Annotated in this window: 21 protein-coding genes; 11 read left to right on the top strand and 10 right to left on the bottom strand. The window is 47.3% G+C overall.

Features of this window, described 5'->3' with window-relative positions; all coding sequences use genetic code 11:
• Nucleotides 1-23: 23 nt before the first annotated feature.
• Complete coding sequence (locus tag ACYVGR_RS15790; protein WP_460958297.1) at nt 24-854, bottom strand: ThuA domain-containing protein; 831 nt, start codon at nt 852-854, stop codon at nt 24-26.
• Nucleotides 855-1,064: 210 nt separating this feature from the next.
• Here ACYVGR_RS15790 and ACYVGR_RS15785 point away from each other — a divergent pair, with 210 nt between their 5' ends.
• Both ACYVGR_RS15785 and ACYVGR_RS15780 read left to right on the top strand, forming a co-directional pair.
• Nucleotides 1,065-1,418: a PadR family transcriptional regulator gene (locus ACYVGR_RS15785; RefSeq protein ID WP_460958295.1), complete on the top strand. Its 354-nt coding sequence runs from the start codon at nt 1,065-1,067 to the stop codon at nt 1,416-1,418.
• Nucleotides 1,419-1,425: 7 nt separating this feature from the next.
• Complete coding sequence (locus ACYVGR_RS15780; RefSeq protein ID WP_460958293.1) at nt 1,426-4,116, top strand: ABC transporter permease; 2,691 nt, start codon at nt 1,426-1,428, stop codon at nt 4,114-4,116.
• Between the two features lie 47 nt (nt 4,117-4,163).
• Here ACYVGR_RS15780 and ACYVGR_RS15775 read toward each other — a convergent pair whose 3' ends face one another.
• From ACYVGR_RS15775 to ACYVGR_RS15755, 5 genes are all read right to left on the bottom strand, one after another.
• On the bottom strand, nt 4,164-4,979 hold the full coding sequence (locus ACYVGR_RS15775) for a helix-turn-helix domain-containing protein (RefSeq protein ID WP_460958291.1): 816 nt from the start codon (nt 4,977-4,979) through the stop codon (nt 4,164-4,166).
• A 279-nt stretch (nt 4,980-5,258) separates the two neighbouring features.
• The gene (locus ACYVGR_RS15770) at nt 5,259-6,299 is read right to left on the bottom strand and encodes an SDR family oxidoreductase (RefSeq protein ID WP_460958289.1); all 1,041 of its coding nucleotides are present in this window, start codon (nt 6,297-6,299) and stop codon (nt 5,259-5,261) included.
• 267 nt (nt 6,300-6,566) lie between these two features.
• Complete coding sequence (locus tag ACYVGR_RS15765) at nt 6,567-8,174, bottom strand: PepSY-associated TM helix domain-containing protein (protein WP_460958286.1); 1,608 nt, start codon at nt 8,172-8,174, stop codon at nt 6,567-6,569.
• Nucleotides 8,175-8,180: 6 nt separating this feature from the next.
• On the bottom strand, nt 8,181-8,462 hold the full coding sequence (locus tag ACYVGR_RS15760) for a hypothetical protein (RefSeq protein WP_182460584.1): 282 nt from the start codon (nt 8,460-8,462) through the stop codon (nt 8,181-8,183).
• Nucleotides 8,462-8,680 carry a hypothetical protein gene (locus ACYVGR_RS15755; protein ID WP_460958284.1) on the bottom strand — a complete coding sequence of 73 codons (219 nt, stop codon included), beginning with the start codon at nt 8,678-8,680 and terminating at the stop codon, nt 8,462-8,464. Before ACYVGR_RS15755 ends, ACYVGR_RS15760 begins: the two co-directional genes overlap by 1 nt.
• 166 nt (nt 8,681-8,846) lie before the next feature.
• Here ACYVGR_RS15755 and ACYVGR_RS15750 point away from each other — a divergent pair, with 166 nt between their 5' ends.
• A complete protein-coding gene (locus ACYVGR_RS15750; RefSeq protein WP_460958282.1) occupies nt 8,847-11,171 on the top strand; it encodes a TonB-dependent receptor in 2,325 nt (774 codons plus the stop codon).
• Nucleotides 11,172-11,177: 6 nt separating this feature from the next.
• Nucleotides 11,178-12,482 (top strand): hypothetical protein, encoded by a 1,305-nt coding sequence (locus ACYVGR_RS15745; protein ID WP_460958280.1) that lies wholly within the window; start codon nt 11,178-11,180, stop codon nt 12,480-12,482.
• Nucleotides 12,483-12,588: 106 nt separating this feature from the next.
• On the opposite strand, the gene ACYVGR_RS15740 is transcribed toward ACYVGR_RS15745, so the two are convergent.
• Complete coding sequence (locus tag ACYVGR_RS15740; RefSeq protein ID WP_460958278.1) at nt 12,589-13,338, bottom strand: LytR/AlgR family response regulator transcription factor; 750 nt, start codon at nt 13,336-13,338, stop codon at nt 12,589-12,591.
• A 12-nt stretch (nt 13,339-13,350) separates the two neighbouring features.
• Nucleotides 13,351-14,511 carry a sensor histidine kinase gene (locus ACYVGR_RS15735; RefSeq protein ID WP_460958276.1) on the bottom strand — a complete coding sequence of 387 codons (1,161 nt, stop codon included), beginning with the start codon at nt 14,509-14,511 and terminating at the stop codon, nt 13,351-13,353.
• Between the two features lie 64 nt (nt 14,512-14,575).
• Here ACYVGR_RS15735 and ACYVGR_RS15730 point away from each other — a divergent pair, with 64 nt between their 5' ends.
• The 4 genes from ACYVGR_RS15730 to ACYVGR_RS15715 all read left to right on the top strand — a co-directional run bounded on the left by ACYVGR_RS15730 (nt 14,576) and on the right by ACYVGR_RS15715 (nt 17,521).
• Nucleotides 14,576-14,758 carry a hypothetical protein gene (locus tag ACYVGR_RS15730; RefSeq protein ID WP_460958274.1) on the top strand — a complete coding sequence of 61 codons (183 nt, stop codon included), beginning with the start codon at nt 14,576-14,578 and terminating at the stop codon, nt 14,756-14,758.
• A 4-nt stretch (nt 14,759-14,762) separates the two neighbouring features.
• Complete coding sequence (locus ACYVGR_RS15725; RefSeq protein WP_460958272.1) at nt 14,763-15,104, top strand: hypothetical protein; 342 nt, start codon at nt 14,763-14,765, stop codon at nt 15,102-15,104.
• A 187-nt stretch (nt 15,105-15,291) separates the two neighbouring features.
• The gene (locus ACYVGR_RS15720) at nt 15,292-16,746 is read left to right on the top strand and encodes a Gfo/Idh/MocA family protein (protein WP_460958270.1); all 1,455 of its coding nucleotides are present in this window, start codon (nt 15,292-15,294) and stop codon (nt 16,744-16,746) included.
• A gap of 67 nt (nt 16,747-16,813) precedes the next feature.
• On the top strand, nt 16,814-17,521 hold the full coding sequence (locus tag ACYVGR_RS15715) for a hypothetical protein (protein WP_460958268.1): 708 nt from the start codon (nt 16,814-16,816) through the stop codon (nt 17,519-17,521).
• Here the strand turns inward: ACYVGR_RS15715 and ACYVGR_RS15710 are convergent.
• Nucleotides 17,511-18,041: an RNA polymerase sigma factor gene (locus ACYVGR_RS15710; RefSeq protein WP_460958266.1), complete on the bottom strand. Its 531-nt coding sequence runs from the start codon at nt 18,039-18,041 to the stop codon at nt 17,511-17,513. The genes ACYVGR_RS15715 and ACYVGR_RS15710 overlap by 11 nt on opposite strands.
• A gap of 244 nt (nt 18,042-18,285) precedes the next feature.
• On the opposite strand from ACYVGR_RS15710, the gene ACYVGR_RS15705 reads away from it, so the two are divergent.
• The 3 genes from ACYVGR_RS15705 to ACYVGR_RS15695 all read left to right on the top strand — a co-directional run bounded on the left by ACYVGR_RS15705 (nt 18,286) and on the right by ACYVGR_RS15695 (nt 20,236).
• Nucleotides 18,286-18,591, top strand: a complete 306-nt coding sequence (locus tag ACYVGR_RS15705) for a (2Fe-2S) ferredoxin domain-containing protein (RefSeq protein ID WP_182460577.1) — start codon at nt 18,286-18,288, stop codon at nt 18,589-18,591.
• A gap of 79 nt (nt 18,592-18,670) precedes the next feature.
• On the top strand, nt 18,671-19,360 hold the full coding sequence (locus ACYVGR_RS15700) for a YjjG family noncanonical pyrimidine nucleotidase (RefSeq protein WP_460958431.1): 690 nt from the start codon (nt 18,671-18,673) through the stop codon (nt 19,358-19,360).
• A gap of 96 nt (nt 19,361-19,456) precedes the next feature.
• Nucleotides 19,457-20,236: a 3-hydroxyacyl-CoA dehydrogenase gene (locus tag ACYVGR_RS15695; protein ID WP_460958264.1), complete on the top strand. Its 780-nt coding sequence runs from the start codon at nt 19,457-19,459 to the stop codon at nt 20,234-20,236.
• Nucleotides 20,237-20,406: 170 nt separating this feature from the next.
• Here ACYVGR_RS15695 and ACYVGR_RS15690 read toward each other — a convergent pair whose 3' ends face one another.
• On the bottom strand, nt 20,407-21,684 hold the full coding sequence (locus tag ACYVGR_RS15690; RefSeq protein WP_460958262.1) for a GDSL-type esterase/lipase family protein: 1,278 nt from the start codon (nt 21,682-21,684) through the stop codon (nt 20,407-20,409).
• Nucleotides 21,685-21,759: the final 75 nt, after the last annotated feature.

The following is a 21,759-nucleotide window of genomic DNA, read 5'->3' as shown; positions in this document are numbered from 1 at the left end:
TTGAGTTTTTAGGGGCGAACAGGTTATTTTTTACCGTTTCCTAACCACATCAGCGCGTCGATCAGGAATTTATTCTGCGTTTCATTGTCGAAGGTAAACGACAACTCTTTGTTCGTTTTGTTTTCGTAGTCGATATCGTTATGCCCCATGTTCGAATAAATCATTTTGTACTTCTTATTCGTCCAGACAACCGGGTAATAGCCACTGTGCCAGATTTCATGCGGTTTCGGGCCTGTGCCTAGTGGAAAACTGGTCGAGTCGATGGACATCAGTATGTCGATATCCGGATTTTTGGTCAGATCATTCGTCCACCTATACCATTCGTTCGGAGCCGTTTTGAAGGTTTTTGGTAACTGCTTTGTTGATGGATGTTTCCGGTCTTCAACTCGTAAGATGGCCGAAGTAGGTCGCCAGGTATTGCTTTTGTACGATCCCGACCCCAGAAATTCATTATGATACCAATCCCAGTTCTGCGGGTATTTTGAAGGCGTCAGGGCAAATCCGGCAAAATGGAACCCCATCCATCCGCCACCATTTTCCATGTATTTCTGAAAAGCCGCTCGCTGGGCAGGTTCTTCGGGCCGGGTATCCAGAAACAAAACGACCTGATAATTCGCCAGGAATTTGGCATTCAGGTTGTTCCAGTTATCTGTCGAATCATACACAAAATTGTACTTTGCAGCCGCCTTCGGAAACCACCGATTGGCTTCATGCACGTAACTAATGTGGGCTTTGTCGTTTTGGGCCGTATAGAAGGCAATTACCTTGAATTTGGGTTTCCTGCTCTGCGCCTGTGCGTTAGCTATGAAACAAAATAAGCAAATGACAAGAAGCGAAATTATCCGTTTAAACATGGGTTGGTACTGGCTAAAGAATGGTATTTACTAAAGCCACAAACCAAAAAGTCATACTACTTCATTGTCCGTCGCTGGACATTCATTCGTCCGTTTCTGGACAACTGCTTACGCCTATTTAGGCCAATCTGCGCACTGAAGCATGTTTTTCATGGATGGCATAGGATTTGATTTAAAATATTGTATCTAATAGTTATCAGCTTCGTATTCATGAAAAAGACCATACTTGGTGAGTTGGAAGAACTGGTATTACTAATTGTGGCAACCAGCACAGAGGCTGTTTACGGAGTACCTGTTATGGAACAACTTCAACAGCAAACCGGCCGCGACTTCACCATTAGTGCTATACACACAACCCTTTATCGGCTCGAAGAAAAAGGGTTTCTATCGTCCTCGGTAGGTGGGGCCACGGCAGAGCGGGGCGGAAGGCGAAAACGTCTGTTTACCCTGACTGCGGCAGGTGGGCAGGTATTGCTGGATAGCCAACAGATACGCATCCGGCTCTGGCAGTCCATTCCTCAGGATAAACTTCAATTGCTTGGCTTACCAACCGACCTTTTCTGAACCTGCCATGAAAAAACAACGCAAGTCGCCATCTATACATCCGCCCCGTTGTGCAGACCGACTATTGGAATATTTCGTAGCCCCTCATCTACTGGAGTATGTACAGGGCGATTTACACGAAACCTTCTATAAACAGGTTACTCAGCTGGGGCTGGGCCGTGCCAAACGCAAGTATGTCTGGGCGGTATTGCACTGTCTGACACCTTTCTTTTTCAAACGACGAGAAACCAGCCCTGCCTGGACTGGGACCGCTTATAACCAGTATACTGAGTATCCTAAACCTTTCTTTACAGCCATGCTTTCAAACTACCTGACCATTGCTTTTCGCAATTTATGGCGGCATAAGGCATTTACTGCCATCAACATCGTCGGCCTGGCTACGGGACTGGCCACGTGCCTGCTAATCGTCCTTTTTGTGTTGCATGAACTGAGTTACGATCGCTACCATGCCAACGCCGACCGGCTATACCGTATGACCCTGATCAGTCAACTGGGGGAGGCCAATTTTCATTTTGCCTATACAAGCGAACCAGCTGGCCAAGCCTTACTCGACGAATGCGCTGGCGTGGAGGCTGTTACCCGGCTGCGCGACGATGGGGATATGCTGGTCAAAAACGATCACGACACGTTTAAAGAAGAGCGAGTTGCCTTCGTCGATTCAAACTTCTTCTCCTTCTTCTCACTTCCAATTCTGAAAGGCCATCGGATACGTCCGCTCGTTGATCCTAAAACGCTGGTTCTTACCGAAACCACTGCCCGGAAGTATTTTGGCAAGGCTGACCCCATTGGCAAAACGCTGTCGATGGGAAATCTGGGGCTTTTCCGCGTAACCGGCGTTTGTGCCGACGTTCCCTCGAACACCCACTTTCATTACGATATGTTCGGCTCGTTTCGGTCGGTTAATCAGGGAACGAAATGGGTAGCCAGCGGGGCCTACATTTATCTACGACTTCGTGAGGGCTATTCTATCCGGCAAGTAGAAGCCCAAAGTCAGGGATTTATTCGCAAATACGTAGCACCAGAACTAAAGGAGTTTTTCGGGCTGACTCTCCCTGAGTTCCTGCAAAAAGGCAATCGCATAAGCTTTAGCTTCCAGCCCGTAACCGACATTCATTTACACTCTAATCTGGATGATGAAATGGAGGCTAACAGCGACATCAAATACGTGTACATTTTTTCGGCGATTGCGCTATTTATCCTGTTGCTGGCCTGTATCAATTTCATGAACCTATCCACTGCCGGATCAGTAGGCCGTGCCAAAGAGGTTGGTATCCGGAAAGTGCTAGGCTCTGTTCGGAAGCAACTGGTCAGTCAATTCCTGACCGAGTCGGTTCTACTGACTACGTTGGCGCTCTTGCTAGCATTGGGGCTTGTAGTCCTGTTATTACCTGGCTTTAATGCACTGGCTGGCAAGCAGTTCACCGCCAGCACCATTTTCAATGGGCAGATACTTGCTGGTGCGGTCCTGGCCTGTCTGGTAATTGGTCTATTGGCTGGCAGCTACCCTGCCTTTGTACTCTCCTCATTCAAACCCATTACGGTGCTGAAAGGCAAGCTACAAGTCGACTTACGAAGTGGCTGGTTGCGAAATATCTTAGTAACAGGTCAATTTGTGGTATCGATTGCGATCATTATCGCCACAATTGTCGCCAATCAGCAGTTGCGATTCATACAAACCAAGAAAGTTGGTTTCGACAAAGAGCAGGTACTGGTCTTACACGATACGCAGGTGTTAGGGTCAAAATTAACGGCCTTTAAAGCTGAATTGGCCAAGTTATCATCCGTTAATCGGGTAGCGCTGGCTGGTTTTTTACCGGCTGGGACATCTCGACAGAGCCAGGATGGCATTCGGTTTCGGGATGGATCGCGAACAGGGAATCACCTAACGAAAAGTTATTTTGTCGACGAAGATTACCTGCCTACGTTAGGAATTAAGATGGCGCAGGGACGTAACTTTTCGAAGGCGTTCCCTACCGATAACACAGCCGCTCTACTCAACGAAGCCGCCGTTCGGGCCTATGGTTTCAAAAATCCTATTGGTCAACAATTATCGACGGTGGGTGATGGCGAACGCACTTATACAGTCATTGGCGTGGTAAAAGACTTCCATTTTGCCTCCATGCACCAGCGCATTGCACCGTTAATTCTATTTTATGGGGGCGATAATGGGCAATTAGCCTTACGCATCCAGACGGACGATATTCCTCGTCTTCTAAGCACTATCGAACAGATGTGGAAAGCCGAAACCGATAACCCGTTTGTCTATTCATTCTTAAACGAACGATTCAATACCATGTACCAGGCCGATCAGCGCATTGGCCAGCTATTTGGCATTTTTGCGGGATTGGCCGTGCTGATTTCCTGCCTGGGTTTATTGGGGTTGGCCGCTTTTACAACCCATCAACGCACCAAAGAAATCGGGGTTCGGAAAGTGCTGGGGGCATCCGTAGGTGGTATTGTTCGAATGTTACTCTCCTCCTACCTGAAGCTGATTCTCATTGCATTGGTGATTGCGTCACCTATTGCGGGCTACACCATGAGTCAATGGCTTCGGGATTTTGCCTACAAGATTGATGTGGAATGGTGGGTATTTGCGCTGGCCGGTGGAATGGCTACGATCGTCGCTATTCTGACCGTCAGCTATCAAGCCATTAAAGCGGCCATGATGAATCCTGTTAAAAGCCTTCGTTCCGAATGACCAATTTACGGCATGGCTTTACGCGCTTACAAGCCGTAAAGCCATGCTCAATGCTCCACCTGCATAAGCTGTCGGTTTTCGCCTAGCTGGGTCGGGGCAACGCCAAACATTTTTTTAAAAGCAAATGAAAAATGAGAAAGGTTTTCAAAACCTACTTCCAGATAAATATCAGAGGCTTTTCGCCCCTTTTTATCCAGTAAAAAATAGGCTTCCTGAAGTCGCTTTTTTTGCAACCATCGATTCGGCGTTTCCCGAAAAATTCGCTTGAAATCCTGCTTGAAAACGGTTAAGCTACGCCCTGTTAAATAGGCAAATCGTTCCAGATTGACGTTGAACCGAAAGTTGCGATTCATAAATGATTCCAGATCGACCTTTTCGGGCGTTGTGAAATCGAAGAAAATACCGGCTAACTCCGGATTCTTTTTCAATAGAATCAACAATAGTTCAGTCCGTTTCAGATCAAAAAAATCAGTGTCGACCGTCCCCGCTTCGGTAAAGTAAACCGCCAGCGATTGAATAAAATTATCGACCAATGCATTCTTACCCGGCCGAATGATGGCATTAGCCGATTGAGGGTGTTCTAATGGAATTTTATACCGTTCGTGGAATGCTTGTAAAAAGGGTTGGTCAAAGATCACAACAACCTTCTCAAACTTCCCATCGACAGGTTGTTTATTGTATTTGGCCAGATGATTTCGCCGAGCTATGCCGTACTCACCCGGTTTCAGTTTATGCTCTTTGCTTCCGTCATAAACCGTCAGGATTCCAGCCGTCAGATACAGGAAGAAATGCTCCGAAATAAACTGTTCGGGTGAAACCTCAGGGCCAATGTAACAGGACTTGATCGCGGTTGCTTTCATCATAATCTGTTCACTTAATGAACGTGAATAATGGAGGATTTACGAATAGAATTATACTAGTTTTTGTCATTCCGACGCCAGGAGGGATCTTCGGCAACTGGTTATTTACCGAAGATCCCTCCTGGCGTCGGAATGACAAAAACTAGTATAATAAATAACTGATAATCAGTCAATAATTTCAGATTTTATCCATTATTCACGTTAATGAATTATAGATATTGACTAATGTACAATGGATATCATTTGACAGTACCTACTATGCCGGGCAAATTGCTGAACTAGTTAGGCATCCGTTTTAAGCTGTCCAAACTGAATCAGGCTATTAGCTGTAGCCAGTAGTGCTTCCTCATTGCTCCGGGGATTCCAGCCGAGTAAGCGTTTCGCTTTTTCGTTACTAGTGGTTCGGTAACGCCCTAACATGGGTACTAGATTCCGCGCGATTGGACTAAACAGCGCAGCTATCCGTACACCCCAGTCTGGCATTCGTTTCGTCGAAATGTGCTTGAGCTTATCGCCCAGTCGGCTTTGTATTAACAGCGCAATTTCGGGCAAGGTCATGATATCACCCGCAATGGCCAGAAATCGCTGTCCTCTGGCGGCAGGACTGGTCATGGCCCGAATGTGTAAATCAGCCACATCCCGTACATCTACAATACCCAGCGTCATGTTCGGAACTCGTTTCATCGATCCCTCCAGTACCCGTTTCAGCAGCTCGAAGCCACTAGACAGGTCAGGACCCAGAGCGGGACCAAAAATACCAACCGGATTCATAACCGACAGTTCGAGCTTACCGCCTTCTTTAGCCATAAAATCCCAGGCGGCCCGTTCGGCCAATACTTTCGATTTATTGTAGGCCGACAAGCCAGGTTCGTTCGGATCAGTCCAGCTTTCTTCGGTAATCACCTGTGTCGTATCAGTATGGCTATACCCAACAGCGCCAAAGTTAGAGGTCATCACCACTCGTTTGACGCCCGCATCACGGGCCGCACGCAACACCCGAACAGCCCCCTCCACAGCGGGGCGAATCATGTCGTTTTCGTCTTTGGGAACACTCAGTCCAATAGGCGAGGCAACGTGAAGCACGTACTCGCAACCCTTCACAGCTTCATCCCAGTTGGCATCATTGGTTAAATCCGCTTCGATAAATGAAAGGTGGTTGAAATCCGTAAGGCCGCCGTTTCGAAGCATAGTCAGGACCTCTTCTTTTCGTTTTAGCGAGCGTAAGGTCGTCTTGACCGAGTAGCCTTTTTGGAGCAATTGCAAAATGCAGTGGATGCCTACAAAGCCCGTTCCACCCGTTACCAGTACGGTTGTATTTGCCATTTTTCTGAATTTTTTACGAAGCAAAGTTCTACTTCAGACTGGCCAATCACTTTGTTGAAACGTCTTTTTTTGCTTTGTTAATTCGTCTGTTTTATAGGGTGCTGGGGGATTCAGGTAGTAGAATTTTACCATATTTACCCCAACCCCTCCCCTGCTTTTTCAGGGAAGGGGCTAAAAACCGACTCCACACCCCTCTCCTGAAAACAGGAGAGGGGCCGGGGGTGAGGTAAAAATAAACTCGCTACCAAAAGAACACAGGCAAACCGATTAACCTATACTCACCTGATCCTCTGCTTGAAGCGACTTTTCTGTTGGTGCCGTTGTCCGATTTTTAAGAATAGACCCATAAATTACTAGTGCGGCCAGACCCGTAAGCAGCCAGTACAGATCTGTTCCCAACACATATTGCTTTCCTTCGCTTAGCGTGTTCCAAATCCAGTCGTGGGTTTGAATGCCATTCGTGACCGGCACCAGCACAGAAAGTATACCACCCGACAACAAGAAGAAACGGGTTTGTCGAGCTTCCGTTTTCATAAATAATCCGGCAACGGCAAAGAGCAGCCACGACAAGAAGAAAACAGTGTTTACCTGAGAGGAATGCGCAACGCTCTGGCCCGGAATCGCCAGTTCGGCAATAAACAAAAGGGGAACCGCCGGAAACAAACCCAGGCAAATGGCCAGATAGATCATGGTTACCCGATGGTGAAACCGCTTCTGCTTATCAGTATAGTTTTTCTTGTTTCGGGCTTCTTTCCACAGCAAAACGCCACTGATGATTACGAAGCAGGTGAATAAGGCGAGTAGGAAGTAGATGCCTTTCAGGAACAGCCCTCCAAATCGAGCAAAGTGCACACGAGCGATGCCATCCACAACCGACTCAACATACTTCTTGTGCCCCGGAATCACCTCCACTGCTTTCTTCCCGTCTTTCATGTAAACAGATACAATTCCATCGCCAGTGAACGACTTTTTATCCGTAATCCGGGCCGACACGAGTGCATCTACCCGATTCAAATTACCAACTTCCAGAAAGGTGATTTCATACCCAGGGTAGTCGGCCTCAATGCTGGAGACAACAGCCGCTATCGATTTATTCCCGTTCGTCATGGGCGCTTTCTCGTCCAGTTTAATCGCTTCATTGGGCCGAATGAGCGCGTATATTTTTTGCTGATCGCCCCCGTACAGCACCATCACAGCTGGAATCAGAATCAGCAAGGTGAGCAGGTAAAACGCCCCCGTAACGGCATACATGAGTTGAAATGGTAGCCCGATCAAACCAAAAACGGTGTGGGCATTTGTCCAGAATTGCTTCCTGGCGCCTTTCAACGAAAAGCCGTAGAATTTGGTCACTATATTCCGCCAGTGAATGAGCACGCCCGTAACGCTGGCAAACAGAAAAAACAACGCGACAAAACCAGCAATCCAACGCCCGGCATACGGCAATTGGTCCAGAAAATGCAGCCGATAGAGCGTCTCGCCCGTTGTCGTGATGTATGGATAGTTGCGCTGTAGCTTTCCAGAAACCGGGTTGTACAGAAACCCGACGAACTCCGATTTCCCCTTCGGTTTAGCCAGTGTACCGTAGATGGACAATAGCGGTTCTTCTTCACTGGGCGGGCTGAACCGGATTTCTTTTCCCTCTTCAAAATTGGGATAAGCCACTTTTATCTGCCGCATGACAGCCTCATAATCAATAGTTTTCACCACCGGAATGCGGGCAGTAGGATTCTCCCATTGATAAAATTCATCCTTAAAAAGCGTAAACGCCCCCGCAAAGAAAATGATGTATAAGGCCACACTAATCACGATACCAGACACGGTGTGGGTATGGAACATGATGTTGTAGACCCGGTTTCCTAATCCGTTTAATTTCATGGCTGTTTATCGGGCGAAATAGATGATTCCAGAAAATACGACGCTGCTCAACAAATAAATGCCCCAGATTTTCCAGCCGTTTCGCGCTAAAAAGGCAAGAATCATCAGGCCTGCCCAGCATAGAAAAAAGGTGAATGTAGACGACAACAGGATTTGTTCACGGAAGGGCGTAACAACGGCCAGCAGCAGGTGCAAACACGCCGACAGGATATAACCACCCAAAACTCCCGCCGATATTTTCAGAGCACGCTGCCCCGAAGTGGTGAGGTATTCTTTCTTAGCTGGCATCAGAACAAGAGGTCAATTAGTACCAAACCATGCGCCAGAACCACCAGACTATAGAAGTAAGGCTTGCCCAAAACGGCCGCAAACTGGATCAGCATTAGTGCCAGACTCAGCGCACAAACTGCCAATAGCATACCACTTACCCAGCCTTCCTCCCGAACAAAAAGCCCGGTGGCTATACCGAACAAAGCCAGCGCTAACCACGGCAACCAGGGTGCCATAAACTTATAAAGGCCAGCAGGGAAATATTTCGACTGGCAATAGTACAAATAGACTCCGATTAAGAAGAGGTAGAAAGGCACCATAAAAATATTTTTTTGCAAAGTTGCGTTTATTTAGATTAAATACAAATAGCTTTGCGAAGAATTTCTCACCTGCTCCAAATCAATGAATTTGACGAAATATCTACTCCTGGCATTCCTTGCCATAACCGCAAGTGATGCGCTAGCTCAACGTTTCACCCTACGAGGGTCGGTTCGTGATGAGCTTGGAAAGCCATTACCGTCTGTAACGGTTTATTTGAAAAATACAAAATCGACTACATTAACCGATAGCGCCGGGCAATTCTTACTAGCTAAAGTTGCCCCTGGAAAACACCGGCTGATCGTTAGTCATCTCGGTTTTACACCGGTTGAAAAAGAGATCGACATCCACCAGAATACAACCCTCGAAACCATTGCACTGATAAGCACAACCAAAGACCTAGAGGAGGTAGCTGTACGAGCCGAAAAGCAGACGAAGGTTCAGGAAACCAAGCCCATTACCATCAGCAGTATTCAGATCAAGGACGTTGTGGCGCAAAATGTTCTGCTGACCGACGTTGTGGATCGGTTATCGGGTGTACGCATTCGGCGGTCGAGTTCGCTGGGCGACGCATCCGACATTTCCATCAATGGTATTCGAGGAACCGCCGTTCGGGTGTATATCAATGGGTTACCAATGGAGTTTGTCTACCCACGGTTCGATATTTCAACGCTTCCTATCGGGAATGTAAAGCGGATTGATGTGTACAAAGGGGTGTTGCCTGTGGAAGTGGGGACCGATGCTATGGGTGGGGGTATCAACCTAATTACCGAGCAGAAAACCTATAACTCGCTTCGGGCTTCCTACAACGTTGGCTCGTTCAACACGCACCTGGCCGATTTTTCGCTGGGACTGGCAAATGCCAAAAACTACTTCGTCACGATTTCAGGTGCCTACAACCATTCGGACAATAATTACAAAATGAATGCGCTGGTTTTTGAGAAAAACAGGGTGGAGAAAGTTCGGCGCTTTCATGACAGATACCAGATGCTTTTTGGCGGCATTACCGTTGGTGCTCACAGCAAACCCTGGGCCGATGAGGTAGCCCTGACCCTCAACCTGTCGGGGGGCTACAAAGAATTGATGAACGGTGCCCGTGTGACGAGCACCGCCATTGGCGAGGCCGTTTATCATGCCAACAATCTCTCCTCAACCCTGAAATACGAGAAGGCATTCCTGAACGAAAAGGTGCAATTGAGCACCGTCGCCAATTACAGCCGCGAGCATATCAATTACGTTGATACCACCCGGAACGTATACAGTTGGAGTGGCGCTATTGTTGGGCGAAAAAGCACACCGGGCGAATACAGCTATGCCTATTCCGATACGTATACCGACAGTTGGGTGAATCGGAGTACGTTGTCCTTCGCGTTGGCTCAAGGCCATAAGCTCCTGGTTTCTAACCTATACGCCAAGCAGAAAATCGTCGGCGAGAACCACCTGGAGCAGCCAGCCGATGATTATATGCGGATACCGCAGTACCTAACCAAAAACATTGCCGGACTGCAATACGAGGGTCGGTTCAACAAGTTCACGTTGACAACCGCCGTAAAACGGTTTGATTATAATCTGGATGGGGCCGAAAATCTTACGCTTAAACTTGTCACCAAGAAAGACGGATTCTGGGGTTGGAATGCGGGGCTAAAGTACGACATAAATCCAGGCCTATTCGTCCGAACGTCCTTCGAAAAAGGCTATCTGATTCCGCAGTTCAATCAGTTTGTGGGCAATGGGGCTGATATTCTGCGCAACACCGATCTGATTCCCGAAAGCAGCGACAACTTGAATCTGGGCCTAACTATAGATCGGCCACTTTCGCCAACCTTCCGAATCGCAAGTGCGGTCAATGGATTTTACCGGAATCAACGTGACATTATCTTCTTAGGGAACACGATTTTCAGACGCTACGAAAATGCCGATGAGGTACGGACCATTGGCGTTGAAGGCGACGTTTTACTAACCTACAAAAACGCCTTCTCCCTCAAAACGAACGTTACGTTTATGCGGAAGACCTTCTCCAAAGTACAAGGTGTAGAGAACCAGTTTCTGGTGGGAGCTGCCTTCCCTAACAACCCGAATTTCTTCGCTAACACCGAGTTTTCGTGGCAAAAAAGCAACCTGTTCAACGGCAACGACCAGTTCCGGGCCTATTTGTTCTACAATTACATAGCCACCTTCAATTACATCCAGGTAGGCAAAGACAACAGCCCGAGCAAAACCCCTACCGCTTATGTACCCGTGCAGAATCGGGTCGATGTGGGCGCTTCTTACAAGCTGACAAAGAGCGGATTAACCACATCGCTCAACATTCTGAACATCCTCAATGCCGAACTGTTCGACAACTTTTTAGTGCCTCGGGCAGGCACCAGCTTCAACGTTAAAGTCATCTACGAAATCGCCAATTTTTAATTAACTATGAAAACCAATTTACTACTTTCTGTAATCCTTGCCGGTACCCTCCTTTCCTGTAAAAAAGACGATGATACTCCCATTGCCGACTCCAAATATCAGGAAGAAGGCTATGTGATGGCGTCTATCTCGCAAACCTCAGCCAGTAACACTTTTTACGCGGGCTACTTCCCTACTCTTCCATCAGGGAATATCGACCTGACGACCAAATCGAGCTACTCTAATTTTTACCCCAGCGCCATCTGGAAAAACTACATGTTTGGCCAGCCACTAGTTAGCGACAAGAAATTGTCTAAACAGGCTATTGTGAAGGCAACCGGCGCTATTGAGGAAGTAGCCAGTATTCCATTAGTCGACTTTATATCCAGAGTTATTATTATCAACGACCAGTTGGGGGTATACTCTACGGGAGGCAATCGGGCGCTGTTTATGTTTAATCCAACCACCATGGAAAGTCTTGGGCAGATCGATATGTCGTCGGCTCAGAATTTCCCGGACAATGAGACGAATATCTATGCTAACCTCACGTACCGGGCTAGCGACAACCGGCTGTTTGCCGCGCTGTTTACCAACAGTTCTAAAACCGGTCAATTTTATGATGCCCAGAATGTGTATGTAGAGGTCATTAATCTGACCACCAAAAAATGGGAAAAAACGGCGATTTATGAACAGGCGACGTATCCGTTTACTCGTGGCTCCGAAAACGGAATTGTAGACGAAGCCGGGAATGTCTATATCATCACGCAGGGTCAATACGGCCTTGACGGCCAGCTTGGTCCGAATGGTGCCAAACGCTCTAAACCTCAGATTTTGAAAATACCAGCAGGCAGCACTGATTTCGACAAAACATACAGCTTCAACCCAGTGAATGCCGCCGGATTACCGAACCTCATGTTTCAATTGCTGCTAGGCGGTGTTTACGACGCCAACGGGGTCATGTATGCCTGCATATCTGGTCAGCAAGATTCAGCCCGGTTACTGGAGTTGATCGCTAAGCTAGCCACCAATACCATTACTGCCACTGAATATCAGGAACTGTCGAATCTGGCTTTTTACGATGCCAATCAGCGTTGGGCAAAACTGGATTTGAATGCCAAAACAGCTACGTTCATTCAGGACATACCGCTGACCGCTGGTTATGCCTACCCCATCACCTACAAATACGACGGCAAAATCTACATGCCCGCTTACAATTCGGCATTAAAGCTAAATGGATTGTACAGCTACGACCCTTCGACCAGTAAGGCTACCCAACTAAACTCGGTGACGGCCGGTGGCCTGATCACCCACTTCTATAAGCTGACCAAGTAACAAGTGAACTGGTAAATGGATAATGTAAAACCAATAATGGACAACGATAAATTGCTGACTATCAGATATCACCCATTATTCAGTTTACATTATCCATTCGCTTTTACTACTCCATCTTCAACACCCGTCCTACTTCTTTGTGATATAACCGACCAATGGGCAATTCCTGCCCGGCCACATCAACATGGGTTGGCGTATAGGCATTTATCTTATCAACGGCGACGACAAACGAGCGGTGAATCCGCAAAAAGCCAGCTTCGGGTAGCATGTCTTCCAGTGAACTGATACTCTGTTTAACAACTAATGGCTTGGACGACGTGGTAACAATTTTGACGTAATCCTTCAGGCTTTCTACGTACAGAATGTCGTGAATAAACACTTTCACCATTTTACGGTCGGCCCGGAAATATAGGAACGTATTCTCCGAAGGTGCCACCGGTTGTTTCTCAACGAATTGACCAGGCAAAACGTCGGTTGGGATGGTGTTGAGCAGACTATGTCCTGAGCGCATCACTTTAGAAACCGCCCGTAGAAACCGTTCGAATGAAATTGGTTTAAGCAGGTAATCAACTACATCCAGTTCGAAACCATCCAGCGCGTAATCGCGATAAGCGGTCGTAAAAATGATTTTGGGCGGCTGACGCAGACTACGAACGAAATCGGTACCCAATAGTTTCGGCATTTTAATATCCAGGAACATCAGGTCAACAGGTGTGGTTTGCAACATACCAAACGCCTGAATGGCGTTATGACATCTGCCCACGATTTCCAGACCATCGATCATGTTGATGTGCGACTCAATGACAGCCAGCGCAGGAGGTTCATCGTCAACGAGCAAACAACGTATTGCAGACATAGTGGTAATCAATCAGGCAGTTTCGACGAGTTGTTGGGCTGGCTTCGTAACCAGTGCCCGTGTAGGCATCAATTCCAGGGTCAGAGAAATCATAAATGTTTCTTCTTCTGCCACGATTCGCAACTCATGACGATTGGGATACAATAACTGAAGTCGTTTCTGTACGTTCTGCAAGCCAATACCACCACTATGCGTACTCTCGGTTGCCATTGGCTCCCGGCTGTTTATGACTTTAAATTTCAGCTGATTTTCCTGAACCGACAAGTCAATGTGCATCCAGGCCTGGTCAACCTGTTCGCTGGTACCGTGTTTAAAGGCATTTTCCAGAAATGGAATCAGTAGCAAAGGCGCGATTAGTTTATTTTGATAATCGCCAGAAATAGTGACCGACATATCCAGTCGATCACCATAGCGAAGTTGCTCCAGCCCAATATAGTTGCGCATAAACGCAATCTCTTTCTGTAGCGGCACTTCCGACGCATTGCACTCGTACAACATGTAACTCAGTAATTCCGACAGCTTCAGCACAACGGCGGATGACTGATCGGATTTATGAAGCGTAAGCGCATACAAGTTATTCAACGTATTGAACAAAAAATGTGGATGTACCTGCGACTTCAGTACCTGTAATTCGGCCTGTAACTTTTCCTTGTCGATTTGCTCGTAGGCCTGTTGCTTCAAATACCAGATTTTCACCAGTTTAATGGCTGCGGCAAACCCACCGATGGTCGTGGCACCACGCATACCAGCCATCATGGCAAAAAAGAACGAGTTTCCTGAATACCGCCCATGCACCATCATCCGAATCGGGTAAACAACAAACTCGGCTAATACAGCAGAAATAAATGAGGTCGCAATAATCAGAAGAATAACATTGATAAATGCCCATCCATAACGTCCGGTAAGTACATAACGAGGTATCAAAAAATACATCAGACTATAAGCCAGGAACATATGCGCGGGCATAAACAGCACCGAGTCGATACTTGACATCAGGAACCCCTTCAATAAGGCCATTGGCCAGGTCATTCCTTCACTAAGGAAGTAGTTGACAGGTAAAAAACCGTAGGTAAGTGTAAAAAATAGATACCAGGCCAACCAAAATAATCCATGGCGCGCTAGTCGTTGACGCGGTTGGTTTGAGAAGACAAATTCCTGAGTCAGAAGTTGCATAAGTCGGTTGATTACTTACTCGAAAATAGATAAACAGATCAGGTTTGCCTACGAGTTAGCCCAATTGTCGACAGACGACAGTCTACCGTCGCTGAATAACCCAATTCAGGCAAAAATGGCGTTGGTAGACAGTAGCACGACGTATACGGCCGAACGCATGTTACCCAGCGAAATTCCGGGCGAGCTATTGTGTGTGTTTCTACTTTTGGTCCAGTTAACGACTGAACGTAAACACACAAACACGTAAAACAATGAACACTATTTCACCACTTCGCCTGGCTTTCGTAGCCCTCCTTTTTACCACAGCTTCATTCGGCACGCGGGCCCAAACCAAACAAGAGCAACCCGTTGCCAAAGACGGTTTCTGGGTCGTTGAAACAGCCCCAAAAAGTCAGCAAAGCATCGTTCGCTTTTATACAAATGAGCAAACACTGATTTACGAAGAAACTGTAGAGCGCAACCTGAATATTGCCCGACTACAAACCAAACGTCAGCTCAATGTGGCTCTGGAACAAGCCATGTTTGTCTGGAATGCTACTCACAAAATACCAACCGATCGCCAATGGGTAGCGGTGCAGTTTGAAAAGAAGTAGGTCTGGAAACGATTCTTAGAAATTGACTTAAAATTAGTTTTTGCCCAGCCCTAAAAACCCCTAAATCCCCTGAAGGGGATTTAGGGGTTTTTAGACAGGCTCTCTGTGGCTCTGTGTTTACTAAACTCTTACAGGTAAATCATGCCTAAAAGTCGCTTTAGCTAGTATACTAGAAACCCTCATCTCTATGCAAGCTAACAGACGCAAGTTCATCAAAAGCTTATCGGCGGCTTCGGCACTCGTGGCCACCGAGAGCCTTGCCAAACCATTTGGTTTTCCAGCCTACATTCCCAACCTGATGAAGGTAAGCCCCAACGATAAAATCCGTTTTGCCACGATTGGCATGGGTATTCAGGGAAACTATGATACCATGGCCGCCCTACGCAACCCCGATGTCGAACTGGTGGCCGTAGCGGATTTATATACTGGTCGGCTTGAACACGCGAAAACAGCTTTCGGGAAAGATAAGGACCTCTTCACCACCCGCGATTATCGCGAAATTCTGGCTCGTCCGGATATTGATGCCGTACTCGTTGTTACACCCGATCACTGGCACGATCATATTACCATTGCAGCTCTCAAAGCAGGTAAACATGTTTACTGTGAGAAACCGATGGTGCAACACCTGAACGAAGGTAAAGCCGTTATCGATGCCTGGAAAAAGTCGGGGAAAACGATGCAGGTGGGCAGTCAGCGCATTAGCAGTGCTGCCTTTCAGGAAGCCAAACGGCTCGTTGAAGCGGGGGACATCGGTGCCATTAACTACATCGAATCCAACAACGATCGCTTCAACGCCATTGGCGCCTGGAATTATTCGGTTCCACCCGATGCCTCTCCCCAAACGGTTGATTGGGATCGTTTCCTTGGCGATGCTCCCAAACGTCCTTTCGACGCGAATCGGTTTTTCCGCTGGCGTAACTACCGCGATTACGGCACCGGCGTTGCGGGCGATTTGTTCATTCACCTCATCACGGGCGTCCACTTTGTAACGAACACGCTGGGGCCAACACGAATTTTCTCATCCGGAAACCTGGCCTACTGGAAAGAAGGTCGCGATGTGCCCGACGTGATGACGAGCCTCATGGACTACCCCAAAACAGACAAGCACGAAGCGTTCCAGATGGTATTGCGGGTAAACTTTGCCAACGCGGGTAAAATCAGTAACGTAACGCGTATCATCGGCAACGAAGGTCAGATTGAGTTTTCGGAAGATAACCTGATCATGACCAAAAAGAAACTCCCACTAGCCCCCGGCTACGGCAACTACGATAGTTTCTTTACCTTCACAGAACCTGTTCAGCAGGAGTTTGTGAAGCAGTACGACGCCAAATATCCACCCGAAACCCGCAAGGCAGAGCCGGTAAAAGAAGTGAAGTTTGAAGCACCCAAAGACGACGATGCCCACGCCAAACATTTCGGCAACTTCTTTGAGAATGTTCGAAAAGGAAGCCAGGGAACAGTCGAAGACCCCGTCTTTGGCTTCCGGGCAGCGGCTCCTGTACTAGCCTCCAACGAAAGTTACTTCGAGCAGAAAGTTGTGTATTGGGACCCCGTTACCATGACCCAGAAAAACCCATCGACGGCATCTGCTCCAAAGAAAAAAGGTGCTGTCGCTTCCGCAAAGCCAGTGGCAAATAAGTAGCTATCAGCACTATTTAACGTGATGTCGGTTATTAGTAACCGACATCACGTAGCCTTGGTATATACCTTTGACAACATTGACGGCAACCCACACTCCTACTCGATCATCTAAACTAACTCGCCGGATTTGGTCAGGCGCATTAGTGGCTCTAGTAATCTGGATTGTTGTGGATTTGTATGTACCCCGAAAGAACAGCCTTCGGCAATTCGACCCGGCAGAAGTCGCTCATCTGGAAACAGCCATGTGGCGCTCCTACTATGAAAAGAAGCCAGTGCTTTTGTTCTGGCAACTGGCCAGCGGGCTCCGACAGCAATTTCATGCTCCTTTCTGGCGATCATTTGTATTAGGATTTCAGGCGTCGAAGGCAGCTTTTGACTTTAAGAAAGGCCACTCCCGAACAGATTACCAGCGCACCATTCCTGAGCTGGTAGCGTATTATGAATCCATTCAATCACTCAGCATCGAGTCATTTGATGTAGCTAAAGTGGCCAAACTTGAGTTGGAATGGTGGATTGTTCACCGCCAGCGGGAGCGCTACTCATATACCGATCTGGCGAACGCTTTAGTCCAAACGTCGGCCGCTTTGTACAATCAGCCGGCCTCTTCCTTTACCACCTACGGACGTTTACGGGCAAATGCCATGCACTTATGCGATGACGTACGAACCCATCCGGGTGGTGCTATCGAAGCTGATTGGGAACACATTCAGGCGGAGTTATTTCGGGCATGGAGTGCGTTCCATAAAGCAACTCAAATACAGCCCCTTACCCCTTAGGTGTGTTGCGCAATTGCTGCATAGCAAACCGTAATTGCTGACGAACCGTTTCGACGGGTAAGCCTACTGAAGTAGCCGCTTCTTCGGGTGTACAGTTCTTAAAAAGAATTGCCTCGATGAATGTTTTCCACTGAGGTTCAGCCGGTTCTATTCCTGATTTTGAGCTATTTTGAGGCCAGTCGGGGCGAATTACTTTTCCGTCGCCAGTAAGCTGAATAGAAACCGCCTTTGCCTTTTGACGCTCTTTAAGTGCTTCCTGGGCTGTAGTTCGGGCGATTTGAAACAGCCACAAAAATAAGGGCTGTTTACCAGGGCGAAACTCATCTATTTGCTCCCGAATACATGTAAAGGTTGTTTCAAGAAGGGCTATTGCTTCTGTTTTATCTGAAATAATCTTCGTGATAATACCCAGCAATATGGCGGCATATCGGTCATACAATGTCGAAAAAGCAAGCTGATTATTGGCCTTTAATCCACCCAATAACTCCTGCTCCTCAAGCGCAGAATTTGGCGTATTCATAACAATTTAATTGGGTAGAGTTTGCTTACTTTTAGCGTAGCATCAAGTAATTTCTCTCAGATAGTCAGCTGTTCTGAAATCTTTCTCAGCTTGTGTATCCAGATGATAACCCGAATGAAGACATAGAGTTTATCCGATTTTTTATTCGGTCTGTAATTTAACCCCAACTCGCTCGTGATCATGCAGTGAAATGACGGGAACGTCAGGTTCGTTCGTACCTTTGAGAACGAATTCTATTAACTATATGAAATATAAAAAGCACGTTTTCATCTGCAACAATCAGAAAGCCGCTCCTAAAAAGTCCTGTGGCGAAGCGCACGGTAACGAACTGGTCGATGCCTTCAAAGCCGCTCTCGCTGAGCGTGGTCTATTAAAAGAAATGCGCGCCCAACGAACGGGCTGCCTTGATGCCTGTGCGTTTGGTCCGGCGCTGGTCGTTTATCCAGAAGGTACTTATTACGGCAATGTTCAGTTGTCAGATGTTGCCGAAATTGTGGATAGCCATCTTGTCAACAATCAGCCTGTTGAGCGGCTTAAACTAGAGTTTTAAAGTCATAACGTTATAGAGTTGTTAAGTGCCGAACCTGCAACTTGACAACTCTATAACGTTACGGCTCTACAACTACATGATGTACAAACACCTCTTTTTTGACCTCGATCACACACTGTGGGATTTTGACCGAAACTCGGCGGAGTGTATTACCGAATTGTTCGACACATTCCGACTGTCCGAAGCTGGTATTCCATCCGCAGATGAGTTTAGTCGTCATTTTATTACCATCAACCACCAATTGTGGGCCGATTACGACAAAAACCTGATCGAGCATAGCTACATTCGGAAACACCGATTTCCGCTGGTATTCAAAGCACTAGGAATCGATGAATCGGCCATTCAGGCTGACCTAAACGCCGAATACTTAAAATTGCTGCCTTATAAATCTCATTTACTGGAATCAGCGCGTGAGATCCTGGATTATTTGAAAGGCCGTTATACGATGCACATCATCACGAATGGCTTTGCCGATATTCAGGCTACGAAGATGAATAGTTCCGACATAGCACACTATTTCACGCACGTTGTGACCAGCGAAAATGCCAATGCGAAAAAGCCCAATCCGCTTGTATTTCAGTATGCGATGGAAATCAGTGGTACAACGGCGGCCGAAAGCATCATGATTGGCGATAATTACGAAGCGGATATTCTGGGCGCTAAGAGCGTCGGCTTAGATACCATCTTTTACAACCCCAAAGGGGTAGTAGTTGATAATAAACCGACCTACGATATCAGGCACTGGAACGAACTAATGACCATTTTGTAAGTTTTTCTATTTGTTTCAAGTTTGTTGTTCCAGGTTTCATGTTCATTTCATTAGCTGGAACATGAAACCTGGAACAACAAACTTGAAACAATAAACATGAACATAGCGAACGCAACAGCAATTGTTACGGGTGGGGCTTCTGGTTTAGGCGAAGCAACGGCCCGAATGTTGGTATCGAATGGAGCCAACGTCGTTATTCTGGACATGAACGACGAGCGGGGCAATGCACTCGCCGAAGAATTAGGGAGCAAAGTTCGCTTTGTGAAAACCAACGTGACCGATGAAGCCGATGTACAAACGGCTATCAATATGGCTATTGGCACGTTTGGTAGTTTGCATATCAACGTCAATTGCGCGGGTGTTGCCGAAGCCCGGAAAACGGTTGGTAAGGTCGATGGTGTTTACGGCGCACACTCACTGGCGGCTTTCCAGAAAGTTATTTCGATCAACCTCATCGGCACCTTCAATGTAATCCGACTGGCGGCTTTAGCGATGGAGCATAATACGCCAAACAATGAAGGTGAACGGGGTGTCATTATCAATACCGCTTCCGTAGCTGCTTACGATGGCCAAATCGGTCAAGCGGCTTACTCGGCCTCGAAAGGAGGAATTGTAGGCATGACCCTTCCCATTGCCCGCGATCTGGCTCGCTCGGGTATTCGGGTTATGACCATCGCGCCCGGTTTATTTGAGACGCCATTACTGGCAGGCCTACCCGAAGAAGCTCGCCTGTCATTAGGCCAACAGGTGCCTTTTCCGTCGCGGCTCGGTCGGCCAGCGGAATATGCTATGCTGGCAAAAAGCATACTCGAAAATCCGATGTTGAACGGAGAAGTGATCCGACTCGACGGAGCTATTCGAATGGCGCCGAAGTAAGCTGATTAATACGTTCTAGTGCTTTGGCCAACTAGTGCTCGTCCAATTTAGATTCTATCGATTCTTTGGATTCTATCGTCCCTGATTATCAGCACACTAGAATCGACCGCGCGGGCGGCCCCGAGAATCGATAGCAACTAAATGCAACCAGTATTAGGTTATGTCCTTATTTAGTTGCCCAGAACCTCTCCAATAACTAAAAATTGCCCGGCATAGCAATCCTGAGGCTCATAGGGCTTTGGGTCTGTTATGGTTATATTGCGTTGCTTCAGGATAGCCGCTTTGTCGAGTTTTTGTGCATCGACATATAACTCAACCGTATGCACACCATCTGCCAGGACTGGTAACAGAAAATAATTTGATCGATAGTAAGTGCAAAACCGGTCGAATCGAGGAAATAGTTTTGTCTCTTGGCCATCTATAACCACTCGAAATTGTCCACAACCGGGGCCCATCACATCATATAACCCAAAGTGAGTGCCTCGAAAACGTACCTGAATCCGTTCGCCCGGAGTTGTTGCTTTTAGTAAAAACGCGAACCGATTAGACAACTTTCGGGCTACCGAATCAGTAGTCGGTGTGATTTCGAGCCAGCCTGCCGAACGGGTACTCTGTTTCGCGCTGATCATTTGGGCGCGCTCCCAGTTATTGGCGAATAAAGGCTCTTTGAGTTGTTTTTTGCGCTTCGTCCCTGCCGTTTCCAGTACGTTGAAAGCGCGCGCCAACGCTTCCGTATAAAGTCGATGGCCAGTTTGCGGATAAGGATGTACATTATCGGCCGAGAAAACTAGCTTGCCCGGAAATTCACCCAATTTCCCACTAAATACCAGCTCCCCCTTTTCGGCCAATCGCACCACTTCCAGACCAAGATGGATAGACGGGATGGCATAATAATTGGCAATTTTTTCCATCGTAGATGCCGACCTTGGAAAGTATCCTTTGGCCAGCGAGGGAGCCATCCCCGCCGTTAAGGTATAGACAAAGCAGATATCGGTGTGGGAGCTTGCTCGCCAGATTTGCCGAACAATACCTTCCATCGCTACGGAAATCTGTTCCGGATTTTTCCCGTCGTCGTTGACCGCAAATTCAACGAAAACCAAATCGGGCTGGAAGTTTAATACCTGTTCTTTTAATCGAAACACACCCAGATCGGAGCCCGTGCCTCCTATAGCAGCACTTACTTGTTCAATAGACGCTTTAGGATACTGTTGCCGAATCCAGGTCAATGACTGCTCGCGCCAACCGCCTGCTGCTTCGGTAATGCTGCCCCCCAGATAGGCAATTTTCACCGCCTGTCCAGCTTTCACTTTGGCAAAGAAATACGGCAAGCCTCCTCGTACACTACACTCTTTAGCGGGCACTAACAGGGTATCTGACTGCGCTTTACTGAGCATAGGCGTATCCAACATAATCGTCAGCAATACAGAAAACGAAAAGATTTTGAACATACCGGACTTGGCTTTTTAGAAATTCTCAAGAGTTGTCGGAATAGGCGAAACCACGCCATTTATCATCCAACGCTC

This window comes from Spirosoma litoris (assembly GCF_054776755.1).
Note: the sequence above shows the minus strand (reverse complement) of the source record. Positions and strands in the feature narration are given on the sequence as shown.

Coding starts and splice junctions, on each gene's coding strand:
- ACYVGR_RS15690 (WP_460958262.1), bottom strand. CDS start 21,684: ATGTTCAAAATCTTTTCGTTTTCTGTATTGCTGACGATTATGTTGGAT.
- ACYVGR_RS15775 (WP_460958291.1), bottom strand. CDS start 4,979: ATGATGAAAGCAACCGCGATCAAGTCCTGTTACATTGGCCCTGAGGTT.
- ACYVGR_RS15785 (WP_460958295.1), top strand. CDS start 1,065: ATGAAAAAGACCATACTTGGTGAGTTGGAAGAACTGGTATTACTAATT.
- ACYVGR_RS15780 (WP_460958293.1), top strand. CDS start 1,426: ATGAAAAAACAACGCAAGTCGCCATCTATACATCCGCCCCGTTGTGCA.
- ACYVGR_RS15750 (WP_460958282.1), top strand. CDS start 8,847: ATGAATTTGACGAAATATCTACTCCTGGCATTCCTTGCCATAACCGCA.
- ACYVGR_RS15770 (WP_460958289.1), bottom strand. CDS start 6,299: ATGGCAAATACAACCGTACTGGTAACGGGTGGAACGGGCTTTGTAGGC.
- ACYVGR_RS15790 (WP_460958297.1), bottom strand. CDS start 854: ATGTTTAAACGGATAATTTCGCTTCTTGTCATTTGCTTATTTTGTTTC.
- ACYVGR_RS15755 (WP_460958284.1), bottom strand. CDS start 8,680: ATGGCACCCTGGTTGCCGTGGTTAGCGCTGGCTTTGTTCGGTATAGCC.
- ACYVGR_RS15700 (WP_460958431.1), top strand. CDS start 18,671: ATGTACAAACACCTCTTTTTTGACCTCGATCACACACTGTGGGATTTT.
- ACYVGR_RS15765 (WP_460958286.1), bottom strand. CDS start 8,174: ATGAAATTAAACGGATTAGGAAACCGGGTCTACAACATCATGTTCCAT.
- ACYVGR_RS15695 (WP_460958264.1), top strand. CDS start 19,457: ATGAACATAGCGAACGCAACAGCAATTGTTACGGGTGGGGCTTCTGGT.
- ACYVGR_RS15735 (WP_460958276.1), bottom strand. CDS start 14,511: ATGCAACTTCTGACTCAGGAATTTGTCTTCTCAAACCAACCGCGTCAA.
- ACYVGR_RS15745 (WP_460958280.1), top strand. CDS start 11,178: ATGAAAACCAATTTACTACTTTCTGTAATCCTTGCCGGTACCCTCCTT.
- ACYVGR_RS15740 (WP_460958278.1), bottom strand. CDS start 13,338: ATGTCTGCAATACGTTGTTTGCTCGTTGACGATGAACCTCCTGCGCTG.
- ACYVGR_RS15710 (WP_460958266.1), bottom strand. CDS start 18,041: ATGAATACGCCAAATTCTGCGCTTGAGGAGCAGGAGTTATTGGGTGGA.
- ACYVGR_RS15720 (WP_460958270.1), top strand. CDS start 15,292: ATGCAAGCTAACAGACGCAAGTTCATCAAAAGCTTATCGGCGGCTTCG.
- ACYVGR_RS15760 (WP_182460584.1), bottom strand. CDS start 8,462: ATGCCAGCTAAGAAAGAATACCTCACCACTTCGGGGCAGCGTGCTCTG.
- ACYVGR_RS15725 (WP_460958272.1), top strand. CDS start 14,763: ATGAACACTATTTCACCACTTCGCCTGGCTTTCGTAGCCCTCCTTTTT.
- ACYVGR_RS15705 (WP_182460577.1), top strand. CDS start 18,286: ATGAAATATAAAAAGCACGTTTTCATCTGCAACAATCAGAAAGCCGCT.